Source organism: Paraburkholderia sprentiae WSM5005 (genome assembly GCF_001865575.2).
Taxonomy (GTDB): domain Bacteria; phylum Pseudomonadota; class Gammaproteobacteria; order Burkholderiales; family Burkholderiaceae; genus Paraburkholderia; species Paraburkholderia sprentiae.
Window position 1 is genome coordinate 1,383,637 of record NZ_CP017561.2, and the last position, 15,522, is coordinate 1,399,158.

Annotated in this window: 11 protein-coding genes and 2 tRNA genes; 6 read left to right on the forward strand and 7 right to left on the reverse strand. The window is 63.1% G+C overall.

What is annotated here, in order from left to right; all coding sequences use genetic code 11:
• The first annotated feature begins 249 nt into the window (after positions 1–249).
• Positions 250–1,239, forward strand: a complete 990-nt coding sequence (locus BJG93_RS06315) for an ROK family protein (RefSeq protein ID WP_051374381.1) — start codon at positions 250–252, stop codon at positions 1,237–1,239.
• Here BJG93_RS06315 and BJG93_RS06320 read toward each other — a convergent pair.
• The 4 genes from BJG93_RS06320 to BJG93_RS06330 all read right to left on the reverse strand — a co-directional run bounded on the left by BJG93_RS06320 (position 1,234) and on the right by BJG93_RS06330 (position 2,779).
• Entirely contained in the window at positions 1,234–1,788 is a 555-nt protein-coding gene (locus BJG93_RS06320) for a tyrosine-type recombinase/integrase (protein WP_407675295.1), read from the reverse strand. The genes BJG93_RS06315 and BJG93_RS06320 overlap by 6 nt on opposite strands.
• The gene (locus tag BJG93_RS36390) at positions 1,679–2,089 is read right to left on the reverse strand and encodes a phage integrase central domain-containing protein (RefSeq protein ID WP_407675296.1); all 411 of its coding nucleotides are present in this window, start codon (positions 2,087–2,089) and stop codon (positions 1,679–1,681) included. The genes BJG93_RS06320 and BJG93_RS36390 overlap by 110 nt, the downstream gene beginning before the upstream one ends.
• 293 nt (positions 2,090–2,382) lie before the next feature.
• Positions 2,383–2,469: transfer RNA gene (locus BJG93_RS06325), tRNA-Leu, on the reverse strand.
• A 223-nt stretch (positions 2,470–2,692) separates the two neighbouring features.
• Positions 2,693–2,779 (reverse strand) — tRNA-Leu (locus tag BJG93_RS06330).
• 353 nt (positions 2,780–3,132) lie between these two features.
• Here BJG93_RS06330 and rnr point away from each other — a divergent pair.
• The 5 genes from rnr to BJG93_RS06355 all read left to right on the forward strand — a co-directional run bounded on the left by rnr (position 3,133) and on the right by BJG93_RS06355 (position 9,851).
• The gene (gene rnr, locus BJG93_RS06335) at positions 3,133–5,628 is read left to right on the forward strand and encodes a ribonuclease R (RefSeq protein WP_027197473.1); all 2,496 of its coding nucleotides are present in this window, start codon (positions 3,133–3,135) and stop codon (positions 5,626–5,628) included.
• A gap of 131 nt (positions 5,629–5,759) precedes the next feature.
• Entirely contained in the window at positions 5,760–6,503 is a 744-nt protein-coding gene (gene rlmB, locus BJG93_RS06340; RefSeq protein ID WP_027197474.1) for a 23S rRNA (guanosine(2251)-2'-O)-methyltransferase RlmB, read from the forward strand.
• Between the two features lie 181 nt (positions 6,504–6,684).
• Positions 6,685–7,380, forward strand: a complete 696-nt coding sequence (gene rpiA / locus BJG93_RS06345; protein ID WP_027197475.1) for a ribose-5-phosphate isomerase RpiA — start codon at positions 6,685–6,687, stop codon at positions 7,378–7,380.
• Between the two features lie 321 nt (positions 7,381–7,701).
• Positions 7,702–8,937 (forward strand): glycosyltransferase family 4 protein, encoded by a 1,236-nt coding sequence (locus BJG93_RS06350; protein ID WP_027197476.1) that lies wholly within the window; start codon positions 7,702–7,704, stop codon positions 8,935–8,937.
• 491 nt (positions 8,938–9,428) lie between these two features.
• Positions 9,429–9,851, forward strand: a complete 423-nt coding sequence (locus BJG93_RS06355; RefSeq protein WP_027197477.1) for a helix-turn-helix domain-containing protein — start codon at positions 9,429–9,431, stop codon at positions 9,849–9,851.
• Between the two features lie 195 nt (positions 9,852–10,046).
• On the opposite strand, the gene BJG93_RS06360 is transcribed toward BJG93_RS06355, so the two are convergent.
• The 3 genes from BJG93_RS06360 to BJG93_RS06370 all read right to left on the reverse strand — a co-directional run bounded on the left by BJG93_RS06360 (position 10,047) and on the right by BJG93_RS06370 (position 15,479).
• A complete protein-coding gene (locus BJG93_RS06360; protein WP_027197478.1) occupies positions 10,047–11,432 on the reverse strand; it encodes an undecaprenyl-phosphate glucose phosphotransferase in 1,386 nt (461 codons plus the stop codon).
• A 36-nt stretch (positions 11,433–11,468) separates the two neighbouring features.
• Positions 11,469–12,203 (reverse strand): Crp/Fnr family transcriptional regulator, encoded by a 735-nt coding sequence (locus tag BJG93_RS06365; RefSeq protein WP_006048767.1) that lies wholly within the window; start codon positions 12,201–12,203, stop codon positions 11,469–11,471.
• A gap of 618 nt (positions 12,204–12,821) precedes the next feature.
• Entirely contained in the window at positions 12,822–15,479 is a 2,658-nt protein-coding gene (locus tag BJG93_RS06370; RefSeq protein WP_174566104.1) for a glycosyl hydrolase 2 galactose-binding domain-containing protein, read from the reverse strand.
• Positions 15,480–15,522: the final 43 nt, after the last annotated feature.

Below are 15,522 nucleotides of genomic sequence, written 5' to 3' on the forward strand. Positions count from 1 at the left end.
AGGTCCGATGCATGAAAGCTGAAGGCACGGATGCCATGAAAGTATGGCTGTTCATGCGCTCCAAGACTGCGGCGACATCGACGCTGACGACGGTTGGTCTCGTTGAGGCCCCGGCTAATGCTTAGCCTCGGGTGCGTGTTGCCGGATACGTCCAGGACCTTTAGCAGTAGCTCGATTCGTAGCGCGAGTCATCTATCGTTCGCTGCAATATGCCAGAAATGAACGATCACATCCGATACGTGAAATCTCATGAACCTTAAGACCGTGAAGAACCGTCCCATCGAAATTGAAGAAGGATTCATCCTCGCAATCGATTTCGGTGGAACGAAGATTGCGATGGCGACGACCACCTTATCAGGACAACGTCTCTACGAAGCCGAAATCCCGACGTTCGCCCAAGACGGCGCCCAGTCGGTTATGCGACGCATGTTTGAGGCTGCGCGGACACTGATCTTGCGGATCGACACAAATCTCGGCGTGCCGCTGCGCGCAGTGGCCGCGGTAACGCCAGGCATCGTCGAAGCGGACGGTATCTGCCTTGCTCCGAATAACCCCGGATGGGATACGCTTGCGCTTGCGGACATGCTGCGGGAAGGGTTTGAGGTCGAATGCATCGCGGTCGAAACCGATGTAAAGGCCGCAGCCTTAGCCGAGGCGCGGCTCGGTGCACTCGTCGGTGTTGACTGTGGGCTGTATTTGAATTTGGGAACCGGACTGGCCGCCGCCGTCGTTATTCACGGAAAGGTGCTGCGCGGCGCACATGGCGCGTCAGGAGAAATCGGTTATCAGCTATGCGGTGTACCCGGAGAAGCCGGTTTTGCGCACGGCCGCGCACCGCTCGAGGAATTTGTATCGGGGCGTGCGATCAGCGATCGGGCAAGTGCGTTACTTGGCCGCCCGATCACTGCGCGCGAAGCATTCGACCTCAGTTTGTCCGATCCGACAGTCGAGGCGCTCCTCGCCGACGCGCTTGAATGTCTGGGCACCCATGTCGCAAATATGGTGCTTCTGCTCGATCCGTCGCGGATCGTACTGGGCGGCGGAATGTCGCGTGTAGCAAGAGTCGCCGTGCACATCGGCACGCGATTGCGCACCGCCGTGCCATATTCGCCCGAGATTCAGACTTCAGCATTTGCGCATGGTGCGGCGTTGGCGGGGGCCATTGTATTGGCCAACGATGCATGGGCTTCGTCGCGACGGTGCGACAAATCGAATGATCGGCGCGGCGTCCTTTTATAGGTCGTGCACGGCACGTGTCGGATGTTGGGCCGCAAACATATGCATTGTCGGACCTGGCGTACGTGAGTAGGAGACGGTCGTCGTCGAACGTTGTTCTGTCGGAGGCCTTCTGTACGTCACCTCGTTTCGCGTGAGCGAGTTGCGCTTCGAGAACATCGATGTCGATGCCGAGCCGCTCCCTGCCAACCGTTCGTAGCATGCCGCGGGAATCCCATCTGCGGCATGCATTCCTTGAAATCTCATGTCGCGTAGAGCCTTGCTTAACGCGTCTTGGTGCAAATGCGGCGTCTTCTGACGGGCGGGCGACGCAAACACATCATGTCCGCGGCCCGTCAGCGGCCGCAAGTTCCTAAGTAACGCCACCGCTTGTCGAGGTAACGGCACGATATGGTCGTGGCGCATCGTCATTCGGCTGGCTGGGACATGCCACTCGCCCGCGTCAAGATCGATCTCGTCCCAAGGTGCAGTGGCCACTACCCCGGGGCGTAAGCCAGTGAACATGGTCAGCTTCAGACCGGCCCTCGTGATTGGCGACTGATATGCATTGATGGCTTGGACTAGCGGGACAATCTCGGCGGGCTTCGTGGTCGCCGGGGATGTGTCCTTTCTTGTGTCGCGGGATGACGCCGCGTAGCGACAAGGGAACGCCGTCTTCCCTCAGGTCATGGTAGATCGCGTAGGTGACGATACCGCCTACATATTGCCGTGCCTTGGTTGCCAGGTTGGGCGCATGAATCGCTATTCCTTCTAGCACCGGTTTGACCTCCGATGTCGCGAGCGTCGAAACTGGCTTGTCGCGAAGTGGCCGCAGAAAATACTGCCCGACCGCGAATTCGGCTTTACGGTAAATCTCGCCGGCTCACTCCTTCCGTTTGAAGGCGAGCTAATTGTCGGCGACGAGGTGGAATGCGCCTTCGGCAAGAAGGTAGGGCGTTGTCGTACCTTGGCTCCGCGAACGCCAACTCCGACTTCGGTTCGGCTCGTCTGGGCATGGCAATAGCCCAAGATCCGGTATGCGCAACAGTATGCGCAAAAAGGATCGACGTCAGTGGAATGTACGGAATCTGAAGGCAACAAAAACCCCGTAAGTCTTTGATCTTACGGGGTTTCTCGAACTACTTCGGCTTACGCCGGACCATCTGATGGTGCCCAGGAGAGGACTCGAACCTCCACGGTGTTGCCACCGCTAGGACCTGAACCTAGTGCGTCTACCAATTCCGCCACCTGGGCACGTCTTAAAGCTAGACAGCTATTTTAGCAAGATGATTAAGTTTGTCAATTTCTGCTTCGGACAAACCTGTCTCATCCGCCCGGTGAACGCGCAGCGAAGTGATCCAATCGCTACCGAGCCACCGTCCTGCTCACCGGGCAATTGAGACGCAAACAACGCTCTCGACTGCCAAGCTCTAACAAAAAGTAGAGCCGCCAGAAGGCGGCTCTACTTTTTCGAATCTGGTGCCCAAGAGAGGACTCGAACCTCCACAGTGTTGCCACCGCTAGGACCTGAACCTAGTGCGTCTACCAATTTCGCCACCTGGGCAGGTGATGAACAGCAAAGACCGCCATTATAGCGACCGGTTTTGACCTGTCAAGCGATTCGCCAATCGCGATCGAACCTTGCGGCGAGCCGGTCCGCCACGTGTCCGAACCACCGCCGCAAGCCCGCTTGGCGCATGGGGCGCGGGTGTTAGAATGCCTCGCAGTACTCCATCGGCACATTGCACATTCGGTGTCCCACGGACGCCGGCAATTTCCGGTGCAAATCGCGGTAGAGCAGAAAGCAGGCAGGTGCAATGACCGAGGCAGCGCAGCCGCCCTGCAGATGCAGCCAGGCGCGACTGTGCGCATTACGCAAACGCCTTCCAGGCCGGGCCCCATCGCCGACCGACGTCCATGCAACGAGAAAAAATCATCGACAAGCCCTTGAGCAAATTTCCGTATCCGATTCCAAGCCGCGAAGAAATCCTCGGCGTGCTGCGCACGAGTGAAACGCCGCTTGCCGCGAACGACATCGCCGAAGCGCTGTCGATCAAGCGCCAGGAGCGCGAAGGATTTTTCAAGCGTCTCGGCGCGATGGAGCGCGACGGCCAGATCCGGCTCGATCAGCGCAATCTCTATCAATTGACGCATCCGTCGAACTTCGTCGCCGGCCGCGTGCAGGGGCATCGCGACGGCTACGGCTTCCTGATTCGCGACGACGGCCAGGACGACCTGTTCCTGCCCAATGGCGAAATGCAGAAGGTCATGCACAACGACCGCGTGCTCGCGCGCATCGTCGGCTATGACCGGCGCGGGCGGCCGGAAGGGCACATCGTCGAGGTCACGGACCGCGCGAACAAGCGTGTGATCGGCCGTTTGCTCAATGAAAACGGCGCGCTGATCGTCGCGCCCGAAGACAAGCGCATCGGCCACGACATCCTGATCACGCAGAACACCCGCAAGGCGAAGGTCGGCCAGGTCGTGGTGGTCGAGCTGACCGATTTCCCGAGCCGGCATTCGCAGCCGCTTGGCCGCGTGGTCGAAGTGCTCGGCGATATCGATGACCCCGGCATGGAAATCGAAATTGCGGTGCGCAAGTACGGCGTGCCGCACGAATTCAGCGAGGCCGCGCTCGGCGAAGCGGCCAAGCTGCCCGACGAAGTGCGTCCGGCCGACATCCGCCATCGCGTCGATCTGCGCGACGTGCCGCTCGTCACGATCGACGGCGAGGACGCGCGCGACTTCGACGACGCGGTCTATTGCGAGCCCGTGAAGGTCGGCCGCGGCGACGGCTTTCGTCTGATCGTCGCGATCGCGGACGTGTCGCATTACGTGCATCCGCAAAGCGGGCTCGATACCGACGCCATCGAGCGCAGCACGTCGGTCTATTTCCCGCGCCGCGTGATCCCGATGCTGCCGGAGAAGCTGTCGAACGGACTGTGCTCGCTCAATCCGCAAGTCGACCGCTGCGTGCTCGTGTGCGACGTGATCGTCACCGCGCGCGGCGACGTGAAGGCGTATCAGTTCTATCCGGGCGTCATGCATTCGGCCGCGCGGCTCACCTACACCGAAGTCGCCGCGGTGCTGACGAACACCAAGGGCCCGGAAGCGATTCGCCGTGCCGCGTTGCTGCCGCAACTGCAGAATCTGTATGGCGTCTACAAGGCGCTATTCGCCGCGCGCCAGAAGCGCGGCGCGATCGACTTCGATACGACGGAGACGTACATCGTCTGCAACGCGCAGGGCAAGATCGAGCAGATCGTGCCGCGCACGCGCAACGACGCGCACAAGTTGATCGAGGAATGCATGCTGGCCGCGAACGTGTGCGCGGCGGATTTCCTCAAGCGCAACAAGCATCCAGGCCTGTTCCGCGTGCACGCGGGCCCAAGCGCGGAAAAGCTCGAGAACCTGCGCACCTTCCTTCGCGGCATGGGCCTGACGCTCGGCGGCGGCGACTCGCCGCACGCGAGCGACTACGCTGCGCTGATGGCACAGATCCGCGACCGGCCCGACGCCTCGATGCTGCAGACGATGCTGCTGCGCTCGATGCAGCAGGCGGTCTACAGCCCCGACAACATCGGCCACTTCGGTCTTGCCTACGAGGCCTACGCGCACTTCACGAGCCCGATTCGCCGTTATCCCGATCTGCTCACGCATCGTGCGATCTACGCGATTCTGCAGGGTCGCAAGTATCAGCCGCAGCCGTCGCATGGCGTCGAGCTCAATACCGCGCTGTCGCCGCGCGCCCGCGCGATGCAGCAGGCCGACGAGGAAAAGCGTGGCGCCCGCGCGCGCGCCAACAACGTGGCGATCTGGGAAGAGCTCGGGCTGCACTGCTCGGCGAACGAGCGCCGCGCGGACGAAGCGTCGCGCGACGTCGAAGCATGGCTCAAGTGTTATTTCATGCGCGACAAGCTTGGCGAAGAGTACGGCGGCAGGGTCAACGGCGTCACGTCGTTCGGCATCTTCGTGCAGCTCGATTCGCTGTTCATCGAAGGTCTCGTGCATGTGACCGAGCTCGGCTCCGACTACTTCCAGTACGACGAAATCAAGAACGAGCTGCGCGGCGAGCGCACCGGCATTCGCTATCGGCTGTCGGATCGCGTGCGGGTGCAGGTGAGCCGCGTCGATCTCGACGCGCGCAAGATCGACTTCCGACTCGTGCGCGATACCCCGATCAAGCCGCCTGCGGCACGCGGCATCGCGGCGGACAAGGGCGAAGGCGCGGGCCCGCGGCTGCGCGCGTTGCCGTCGGCGGAAAGCGGCGCGTCGGTGCCGGGTCCGCGGCGCAACAAGGCCGCGCCCGCGCAGAGCGTGGCCGTCAAGGAGGCGCGCGCGGCGCGTGGCGCGGGCAACAAGCACGGTGTCGCGACCAGGCCGGCGTCGAAGCAGCCACGCAAGAAGCGCTGAGATTTCACGGTGTCAGGACCGCGCGCAGCGGGCACGCGAACGCGTGCCGGCTGCGCGCGGTCTGCCTTTTGGTTTCATATTCATCACAGTGGCGCGCGTTGAATGCGCGCCCAATCACAGGTTGTTCAGTCATGGCACGTCATAAGGTTTTATACGGTTTCCACGCAGTGACCGCGCGTATTCGACACGATGCGTCGACGGTCGAGGAGGTCTATTACGACGCGACACGCAAGGACCGTCGTATGACCGAATTCCTGCATGCCGCGAAGGACGCCGGCGTACGGCTGATCGCTGCCGACGAAACGCGTCTGTGGGGCCTCGCGCGCACCGAACGCCATCAGGGCGTGGTCGCGCGCGCGGGCGATCTGCCGCTCGCGCAGAATCTGGCCGAACTGCTCGACGGCATCAGCGGCTCGCCGCTGATCCTCGTGCTCGATGGTGTGACGGATCCGCACAATCTCGGCGCCTGCCTGCGCGTCGCCGACGCGGCCGGCGCGCACGCTGTGATCGCGCCGCGCGATCGCGCGGTGGGGCTGAACGCGACCGCCGCGAAGGTCGCGAGCGGCGCGGCCGACACGGTGCCGTACATCACGGTCACGAATCTGGCGCGCGCGCTGCGCGAGCTCAAGGATGCGGGCGTGTGGGTGGTCGGCACGGCCGGCGACGCGGACAAGAGCGTCTACGAAACGGAGCTCGACGGGCCGGTGGCGCTCGTGATGGGCGCCGAAGGCGAGGGCATGCGGCGTCTGACGCGTGAAACGTGCGACGTCGTGATGACCATTCCGATGGCGGGGACGGTGGAGAGTTTGAATGTGTCCGTGGCGAGCGGGGTGTGTTTGTTCGAGGCTGTGCGGCAAAGGGCGGTGAAGAAGTAGTTCTTTGTCGCTTTTGTCGTTGGTCGATGGTGGGCGCCCGGAACGCGGTGATGGTTCCGGGCGCTTTTTGATTCCTGCGACTCAATGTGTGCACAGGTGCCCGGCAAACGCCGCGCCAACCGAGCCTTCCCAGCGCCGCTCCGGTAAACTATCGGTTTTTCACGCTTCCGCCGCCTCTCCCATGACTCAAGACGAACTCAAGCAACTGGTCGGCCAGGCCGCCGCCGATTACGTCAACGCCAACGTACCGCAAGGCTCGGTGATCGGCGTCGGCACGGGCTCCACCGCGAACTGCTTCATCGACGCGCTGGCGGCCACCCGAGCCCGCTATCGCGGCGCCGTGTCGAGTTCGCTCGCCACCACCGCGCGTCTGCAATCGCACGGCTTCAAGGTGCTCGACCTGAACGAGATCGACGCGCTGCCCGTGTACGTCGATGGCGCCGACGAAATCGATTGCAGTGGCGCGATGATCAAGGGCGGCGGCGGCGCGCTCACGCGCGAGAAGATCGTCGCGTCGGTGTCGGACGTATTCGTCTGCATCGCGGACGCGAGCAAGGTCGTCGACACGCTCGGCAAGTTCCCGCTGCCGATCGAAATCGTGCCGATGGCGCGCACCGCGATCGGCCGCCGCGTGACGGCGCTCGGCGGCGTGCCCGTCGTGCGCGTGACCAAAGAGGGCGTGCCGTTCATCACCGACAACGGCAACGAGATCATCGACGTAAAGGGCTTGAGCATCGGCGACCCGCGCACGCTCGAGGCGCATCTCAACGCATGGCCCGGCGTCGTCACGGTGGGCCTGTTCGCGGGCCGCGGCGCGAATCTGTGTCTGCTCGGCACGGACTCCGGCGTGCAAACCATCACGTACGGCCAGAATTAAGCGGATTGCGTTTCCGTTCGCTCTGACGCGTGTGAGCTGTTCCAACGGCTCACACGCGTTTTTTATTGCGCTCGCGCAAAGCGATCTCCGACGCCCGCGCTACCCGCATCCAGGCGCACCCGTGAAGTGATGCCTCCGGCGTACTACGCATACGAAAGCGCACGAATGAAGCCGTCATTTCGCGGGCGCAAACGAACTGTCTGAACGACGACTCCGGTACTGTCGCATGTCGAATGTGGGCACGCGCACGCACAGCCGGGAGCGCGGCACATACACTCTTCCCTGAGGCCAAATGGCGTTTTGCGACAGATAGGACAGAACATGAAAGTGGCGATCGTGCACGATTGGCTGGTCGCTCCCGGCGGCGCCGAGAAAGTGCTCGAGCAGATCATCGAGTGCTTTCCCGACGCCGACGTTTTCAGCGTCGTCGATTTCCTCGAAGATCGCGCGCCGCTTGCCGGCAAGCCGGTCACCACCTCGTTCATTCAACGTCTGCCGTTTGCGCGCACTCGTTATCGCGCCTATTTGCCCTTGATGCCGCTCGCCGTCGAACGGTTCGATCTGTCGAGCTACCACCTGGTCATAACGAGTTCTTGCGCGGTCGCGAAGGGCGTGCTGGTCGGTCCCGACCAGACGCACATCAGTTACGTGCATTCGCTGATGCGGTATGCGTGGGATCTGCAGCATCAATATCTGCGCGACGCGAATCTGTTGCGCGGGCCGAAGTCGTGGGCGGCGCGCGTGTTGCTGCATTATCTGCGCGGCTGGGATGCGCAGTCCACGAACAGTGTGGATCGTCTGATCGCGAATTCGCAATCGGTCGCGCGGCGCATGATGAAAACCTATCGGCGCGATGCCGCGGTGATTCCGCCGCCGGTCGATGTGGACGAATTCGAACTGCGCACCGAGAAAGACGATTTCTATCTGACGGTGTCGCGCATGGTGCCGCGCAAACGCATCGATCTGATCATCGAGACGTTCAACGCGACGCCGCAGCGCAAGCTGATCGTGATCGGCGACGGGCCGCAGATGGCGTCGCTTCGCGCGAGCGCCGGACCGAACGTGACGATTCTCGGCAATCAGCCGTTCGGCGTACTTAAGGATTATCTGGCGCGCGCGCGAGCTTTCGTGTGCGCCGCCGACGAAGATTTCGGCATCGTGCCGCTCCAGGCGCAGGCCTGCGGCACGCCGGTCATTGCGTTCGGTAAGGGCGGGGCGCTCGAAGCGGTGGTGCCGGTCGGCGACCCGCATCCGACCGGGGTTTTTTTCGCGCGCCAGACGGCGGTGTCGATACTCGACGCGATCGACCGCTTCGAGCGGCTGAGCGCGTACATCACGCCAGCGGCCTGTCGCGCGAACGCCGAGCGGTTTTCGGCTCCGGTGTTCCGGCGCGCGTTCATGGCCGAGGTCACGCGCACGATCGCGGCGGGCGCACAGGGTCTGCCGGCGCTGGAGCCCGGCGAGCAGGTGGCGTGGGCGGAGCCCGATCTCGCGACGCGGGAACTCCGCATCGCCAGCGACACCGCGCCCAACAGCAGGAAGAGGGCATTGAGGTGAGCGTCTTTCGCTGTTCTCGCCTCGTGGGGTTTTCGATAGGAGAGCAACAGGTTTTCGTCGTCATGCAGTGACTTCGCAACGGGCAGTAACGAGCCGTTCTGACCAACATGTGTCCGGGCGGCTATTGGTGTGGGCGCGTCCGCTTCGCGCTTTGTATCGGCAGCGCGTATCGCGTACCGCGCGAGATGCGCCGCGCGTGCAAGGCCCGCTGTGGCGGGCCAGTGTCAAGCAAGCAGGATTGGACTTCAAAAAACGAGATCGGGGTGCGCGCCACGCGCTACGGGCGAGATATTCGCTGGCGCGGCATGCCTCGCGTGGCCATAACGACCTGAAGCAGACGTTCGCTATCGTGACCGCCGAATGACCTCACTGCGCAGTTCGCCGTGAAGGTAGCCCGGCGTGCCACGGCGATTCACTACAACAGGCAGTCGTCATTCGCGCGTCATCGATTAACGCGCGGACGGCTTTTGGACGAGGACGAATTTAAACACATGAATGCCGATCGCCTTCCGGGACCCTTTCCCGACATCTCCGCAACGTGGGCTGCGCTGAAGAGCCAGTTGCCGATCACACCGATTCGCACCGAGGAGGACTATCACCAGATGGTGCGCGTCGCGAACTCGCTGTCCGATCATCTAAGTGGCAACGACAGCGATCCGCTCGCCGATCTGCACGCGATCGTGACGGAACTCGTCGGTCACTGGCAAGCGCGCCATCTGACGATTCCAAAAGCGGAGCCCCGCGAGGTGCTGCGCCATCTGCTGATCACCCATGGGCTCAAGCAGAAGGATCTGGCCGGCATCGCGTCGCCGACCGTGGTCAGCGATATTCTCGCGGGGCGCCGCGCGATCAGCAAGAAGGTCGCCAAGGCGCTCGCGGTGCGGTTTCAGACCGACGTCAGCGCGTTTCTGTAAAGGCGGGTGTCGCGCGGCGGATCCATGCACGACGTGCTCCGCAGCGGCTGCTCATGGTGCGTCAACGACGGCTGCTGTCGATCGGGCCGCCGCGGTTGGCGTTTCTATTCGCAGCGACGTAGCAAGCGAGATCGGCGGTGCGCCGCAGAGCCGGCGCGATCACCGGCACGCGCCGATGCGATTGCCCGCGCATAGTCAGAACGCGTTGCGGCCGACAAAGCCCTTGAAAATGGTGATGAAGACAATCTTCATGTCGAACCAGAACGACCAGTTCTGGATATAGAAGAGATCGAACTTCACGCGCGCTTCCATCTTTTCGACCTTGGTGGTGGCGCCGCGATAGCCATTGACCTGCGCCCAGCCGGTGATGCCGGGCTTGATGCGATAACGGTGCATGTAGCCGCGCACCTGGTCCTTGTACAGATCGTCGTGTTCGACCGCATGCGGACGCGGACCCACCACCGACATCTGACCGAGCAGCACGTTCAGAAACTGCGGCAGTTCGTCGAGACTCGTGCGGCGCATGAAGCTGCCGAGCTTCGTCACGCGCGAGTCGTTGCGGGTCGCCTGCGTGATCTGGCCGTGCTCTTCCTGGTGCACGGTCATCGAGCGGAATTTGTAGATGCCGAACGGCCGGCCGTCGACGCCCTTGCGGATTTGCCGGAAAAACACCGGTCCCGGCGAGGTGAGCTTGATGCCGATCGCGAGCGCGACGAAAACCGGCGCGAGCGCGAACAGCGCGAGCGCGGCGAACACGCGGTCGAACATCAGCTTGGGCCACATCTGCGGCGGCGAGAACGGCGTCGCGCTCAAATTCAGCGTCGGCAAACCGACAACATCGGCGATCGCATGATTGAACAGCGACAGACTGCGTACATCGGGAATGAAGCGCAGATTGACGAAGTCGTGTCTGAAGGTGCGCGTGAAGCGGTAGATCGTGCGTTCCTCGGAGAGCGGCAACGCGAGCCACACTTCGTTCACGCGTTCATCGCGCACCTTCGTCGCGAACGCCTTCAGATCGGTCAGCACGGGTAGCCGGGTCAGACGCGCGCCATATGCGTCGTGGCCTTCCACGCTGGTATCGAACACGCACACCGGTTTGAAGCCCGCTTGCGGCGCATGCTCGAGGTGTGCGAGCAGCGTGCGCGCAAAGCCCGGTGCGCCGACGATCGCGACGGTGCGCGCGTTCATGCCGCGGCGGCGCATGAAGCGTAGCACCACGTGCATGATGCAGCGGGTCGCGATGATGAGCGCGCCGGAGATCAGTGTCGAGTAACCGAACCACAGGCGCGACACCGCATCCGTCCGATGCAGCGTGAACGCGAGCACGAGCGCGGTGGCGACCACCATGAGCCACGCGGCGGCGATTCTCGCGAGCACCGGCGCGAGCGCCTTGCCGCGCCAGGTCTCATAGACGCCAAAGCCCGGAAACAGCAACAGAACCAGCACACAGTTGAACGCGATCAAAAGGCGCTCGGTATCGGCTAACGCGATTGGCGTGGAGAAGCGCATCCAGTGGGCGAGCATGCCGCCCACAATCACGAAGAGCGCGTCGAGGCATCGAGCGGTCATCCTGAACATAGGCAAATCGATCCCGGTCATCGAGCGGCGTGCCGCTTATTCAACGGTCTCGGCCTGGCGCAGCCGCGGCAGCAGACGATCGAATTCGCGCTTCACGAGGCCGTAGCATTCGCACGCGCGGGCTTCGAGGCCCTTGCGGTCGAGCACCTTGATATGACCGCGGCTATGATGAATCAGACCTTCGTCGTGCAGCTTGCCGGCCGCTTCGGTGATGCCTTCGCGGCGCACACCGAGCATGTCGGCGATCAGTTGCTGCGTGACGGTCAGGTCGTTCGATGCCACGCGGTCCACTTCGATCAGCAGCCAGCGGCACAGTTGCTTGTTCAGTGCGTGATGGCGATTGCACGCGGCGGTCTGCGCGACCTGGGTCAGAAGAGCGTGCATGTACAGCAGCATCAGGCGGCGCAGAAAGTCGGAACGCGCGAACTGTTGCTTGAGCGCCTGCGCGCTCATCCGGTAGGCGAAGCCCGCGCATTGCACTTGCACGCGGTTAGGCATGGTCTCGCCGCCCGTGAGGACCGGCACGCCGGTCATGCCTTCGCGGCCGACCGCGGCGATCTCGACCGAACTGCCGTCTTCCATCGTCGAGAGCATCGAGATGATCGCGGTGGTGGGGAAGTACACGTGATGGATCCGTTGACCCGAATCGCACAACAGCTGCTCGGTGCGCAGATGAACCAGTTCGAGGTGCGGAGCTAGCGCTTGCCATTCGTGCGACGGCAATGCGCCCAGCAGATGGTTACCGTGCAGATCGGATTGAAGTGTCAACATGATCGGTCCTCGATGAGAGAGTCGCGCGTCGCGTGACGCTCTCCGTTTCTTTGATCCGATGTCCGCATCCTCGGGGCTGGCTAGCAGCTAGGATGAACAGCATCGGCCCCGTTTAGGCCTGTCTGCCGCCGCCTCTGTCGTTGCTCGTGTGCGGTGGCGCTCTGTTGCGCAAAGGTAATAGCGAGGACCATGCCAACGATACTGAGAACGTGCGCTGATGCGGCGCAGCGAAGAACCCCTCGACGCATCGCGAGGAGAAAAGCGGTTTTTTGTTTCAGTTCTGCACACTGCCGCCAGATCGGGAGTGCATCCAATGAAAGCTTCGGGTTTCGGCGCATCCCTTGATATCACAGGCCTCACGGCCCAAAACAGGGTGGCTGTCGAAGCTGTCGCAGATTTGAACCTGGCGCCGCATGCACGTTTTGAAGCGCTCCGCGCGCAGTGCCCGAAATGATTCAGAAGTGTTAAATGCAATGCGTATGCTGCCGCACGCAAGGCCCCGCAGACGTGGCAACAGTCGCGCTCCAGCCAACAGTGAGCGCGCACAGCAGACAGTTCGAAACGTGCGAAGCGAGCTTTGGCGCGCTTCGCGGGCATGTGACTAGTTCGGAATGACCACTAGCCGTAGAAGATGGCGGATAGCGCATTGATCGCGCGGACTTCCCCCCGGGGTGCCGCGCATGTTTCATCAACTTTAAAGACTGCGTTCGATGCAGTTGCAACGACTTCCTGCGGCGACGCGGCGAACGCGGTCGGCAGCAATGGGTCGAGCGCAAGCAACGGCACGATGGTGCGCCGGTTCGGCGCGAGATGGAACCAGTCGCGCGCCGCGCGGTAGTACGGATCGATAATATGAACGAAGCGCGCAAAGCGCTTCGTTTCGATCGCGAGATGCCAGCCGTTGCCGTCGCCGCTACGTTCGAGCTCGACGGTCATACCGATGTCATCACGCGCGTGCACGCTACGCTCGGGCAGATGAAACGCTTCAGACACGATCTCGCCGCTCGCGGCATCGTAGAGCGTTGCAATCGTGACATCGTGCGCGCGCGGGCCGAAGCGGTACGCATGCGTGAAATCGAAGAACTGGCCGAGATACGCGGCCGCGCTGATGCGTCGCAGGCTGCGCGGGGCAAGCGTCAGCGCGTGGCGCGCTGAGGCGACCTTTATGCTGCCGTCGCGCAGACAGACCAGTTCGAGTTCGCCGCTAAACGTTTGCGCATGCTCGTTGATCAGGTGAATGTCGAGGCCGTTCAGGCCTTCGTCGGTGAGCGTGACCTGCAGGGACTGCAGCGTCTGCGCGAAGCCGTGTAGCGCGCTTTTGGGCCGTCCTGTCGCATCGATTACGCCCCAGCCCGCGCCCGCTCGCAGATCCTGCAACTGCCAGACGAGACCGCCACGGCACGGAGAACCCGCGCGCCGCCATTCGGCGAACACGTCGCCGATCAGCTCGGCGACCACCGCGCGCGACAGATCCAGATAACGCGCCGCGTCTTCATAGCGCAAGCGCGCCGGCTCGACGCCGTAGAGCGACTGCAGATAGAAATCGCGCACGTCGTCGAAATCCCAGCCCGCGCCGGCATCACGCGGCACGGCGGCTTTCCAGCGCGGATCGTGCCGATGAATCGTGCCGAGCGCCTCATGCAGCGTCGCCTCGTCGGGAACGTTGGCAAACGCCAGACATTCGGCGGCGAAGCGGACCTGGGCACCGCGCACGTCGGCGAGCGGGCGCTGATACGCGCCCACTCCGTAGTAATGCGTGATGCCCTCGTTAGTCGAAAACGGCCATGGTCCGCCAGACGGCGAGTTGCTGACATAGGGGACGTCAGCGCGTTCGCGCGCGACGAGCGCAGGCAACAGCTCGGTAAACAACGGATGCGCGCGCCGCGCCACGGGCAGTCCGAACATGGCCGCCTGCTGATCGACCTCGCTGCCGCCGCACAGCACCGCGAGCGACGCGAAGCGACGTGTGCGAGTCAGGAACTGGCTCGCTTCTCGTTCGATCAGTGCGCTGAACGCGGCATCGTTCGGGTAGTCGAAGTTCGCCAACGCGAAGTCCTGCCAGATCAGCAGGCCGTACTCGTCGGCGAGTGCATAAAACAGATCGGACTCATAGAGCGTCGTGCCGCCCACGCGCAGCATGTTCATGCCAGCGGCGCGCGCGAGCTCGAACGTATGGCGCAATTGCGCCTCGGTGCCGGCGAGCGTGACGAGATCGGCGCTCGTCCAGCACGCGCCGCGGCAGAACACGGGCACTTCATTCACGCGCAACGCGAAGTCCCCGCCGTCGGCGCCGCGGTCCACTTCGATCCGACGAAAGCCGATCGAGCCAAGAGAATGAGACATCACCTTGCTGTCGGCGAGCTGCAACGTCACAGGATATAAAGTGGGCTCTCCGTGCGTATGCGGCCACCAGCGTTTCGCGTCGCGCACGCGAACGTTGCCCGTGAGTGTGTATGCATCGCGCCATTGCAAAGACGAAACATGATCGCCGCAAGAAAGTGTCGCGCGGCAGATGGTGGGGTCATGGGGGTGGACGAAACGTAACGTCAACGAAACAACCCCGTCGTCGCGCTCGAGCCGGCTGGTCAGATCAATCGTGTCGAAGGCGTGCGGCGCGTCGCCAAGCATCTCGATCGGACGCCATGGACCGACCGCCTGAATCGTCGGACACCAGCCGGGCATATGACCGAGCAGCGTGGTGCGCACATTGCGAAGCGTCGGCGGCGACACGAGCCGCGGTCGCCAGCGTGCGCGCGGGCGTTTAGCGGTCAACGCTGGGGTAAGGGAGCGAAAGCACAGCACGAGCGTTGCGCGTCCATTCAGTTCGATATCCAGATCGTGTGCGATGAACATCGATTCGGAATCGAGCCGCTTCACATCGTCGAGCCACACTTGCGCGAGCGTCGCGAGTCCATGAAAACGCAAACGGCGCGACCCCTCGCCGATCAGTGTGACGCGATACCAGTGATCGTCGAACGCGAGTTGTGGCGGGTGATCGACATCGAGCAGACCCGCTGCGCGCCGCGCACTCGCGACGGTGCCGGGTACGGGTGCGGCGAGCCAGCCTTGGGCGGGCAGATCGGCCGGCGACTCGTACGCGTGCGGTGGCGTGCTCAGACATGCCCAGCCGGTGTCGAGCCGTTGTGGCCATAGCGCGGGCGCGGTGGGCGCAGTAGGCGCAGTGCTAGCCTCGTGCGCCGGCGCGAGCGCTCCGGCCGCGCGCGGCCGGCCGGCGCCGCCCTCGTCAGCCGCCGGATCGAGTGTCGATACATCCACGGTCAATTCCCCGGAAAAGCTGCGCGGCACCAGGCGCGCGCAT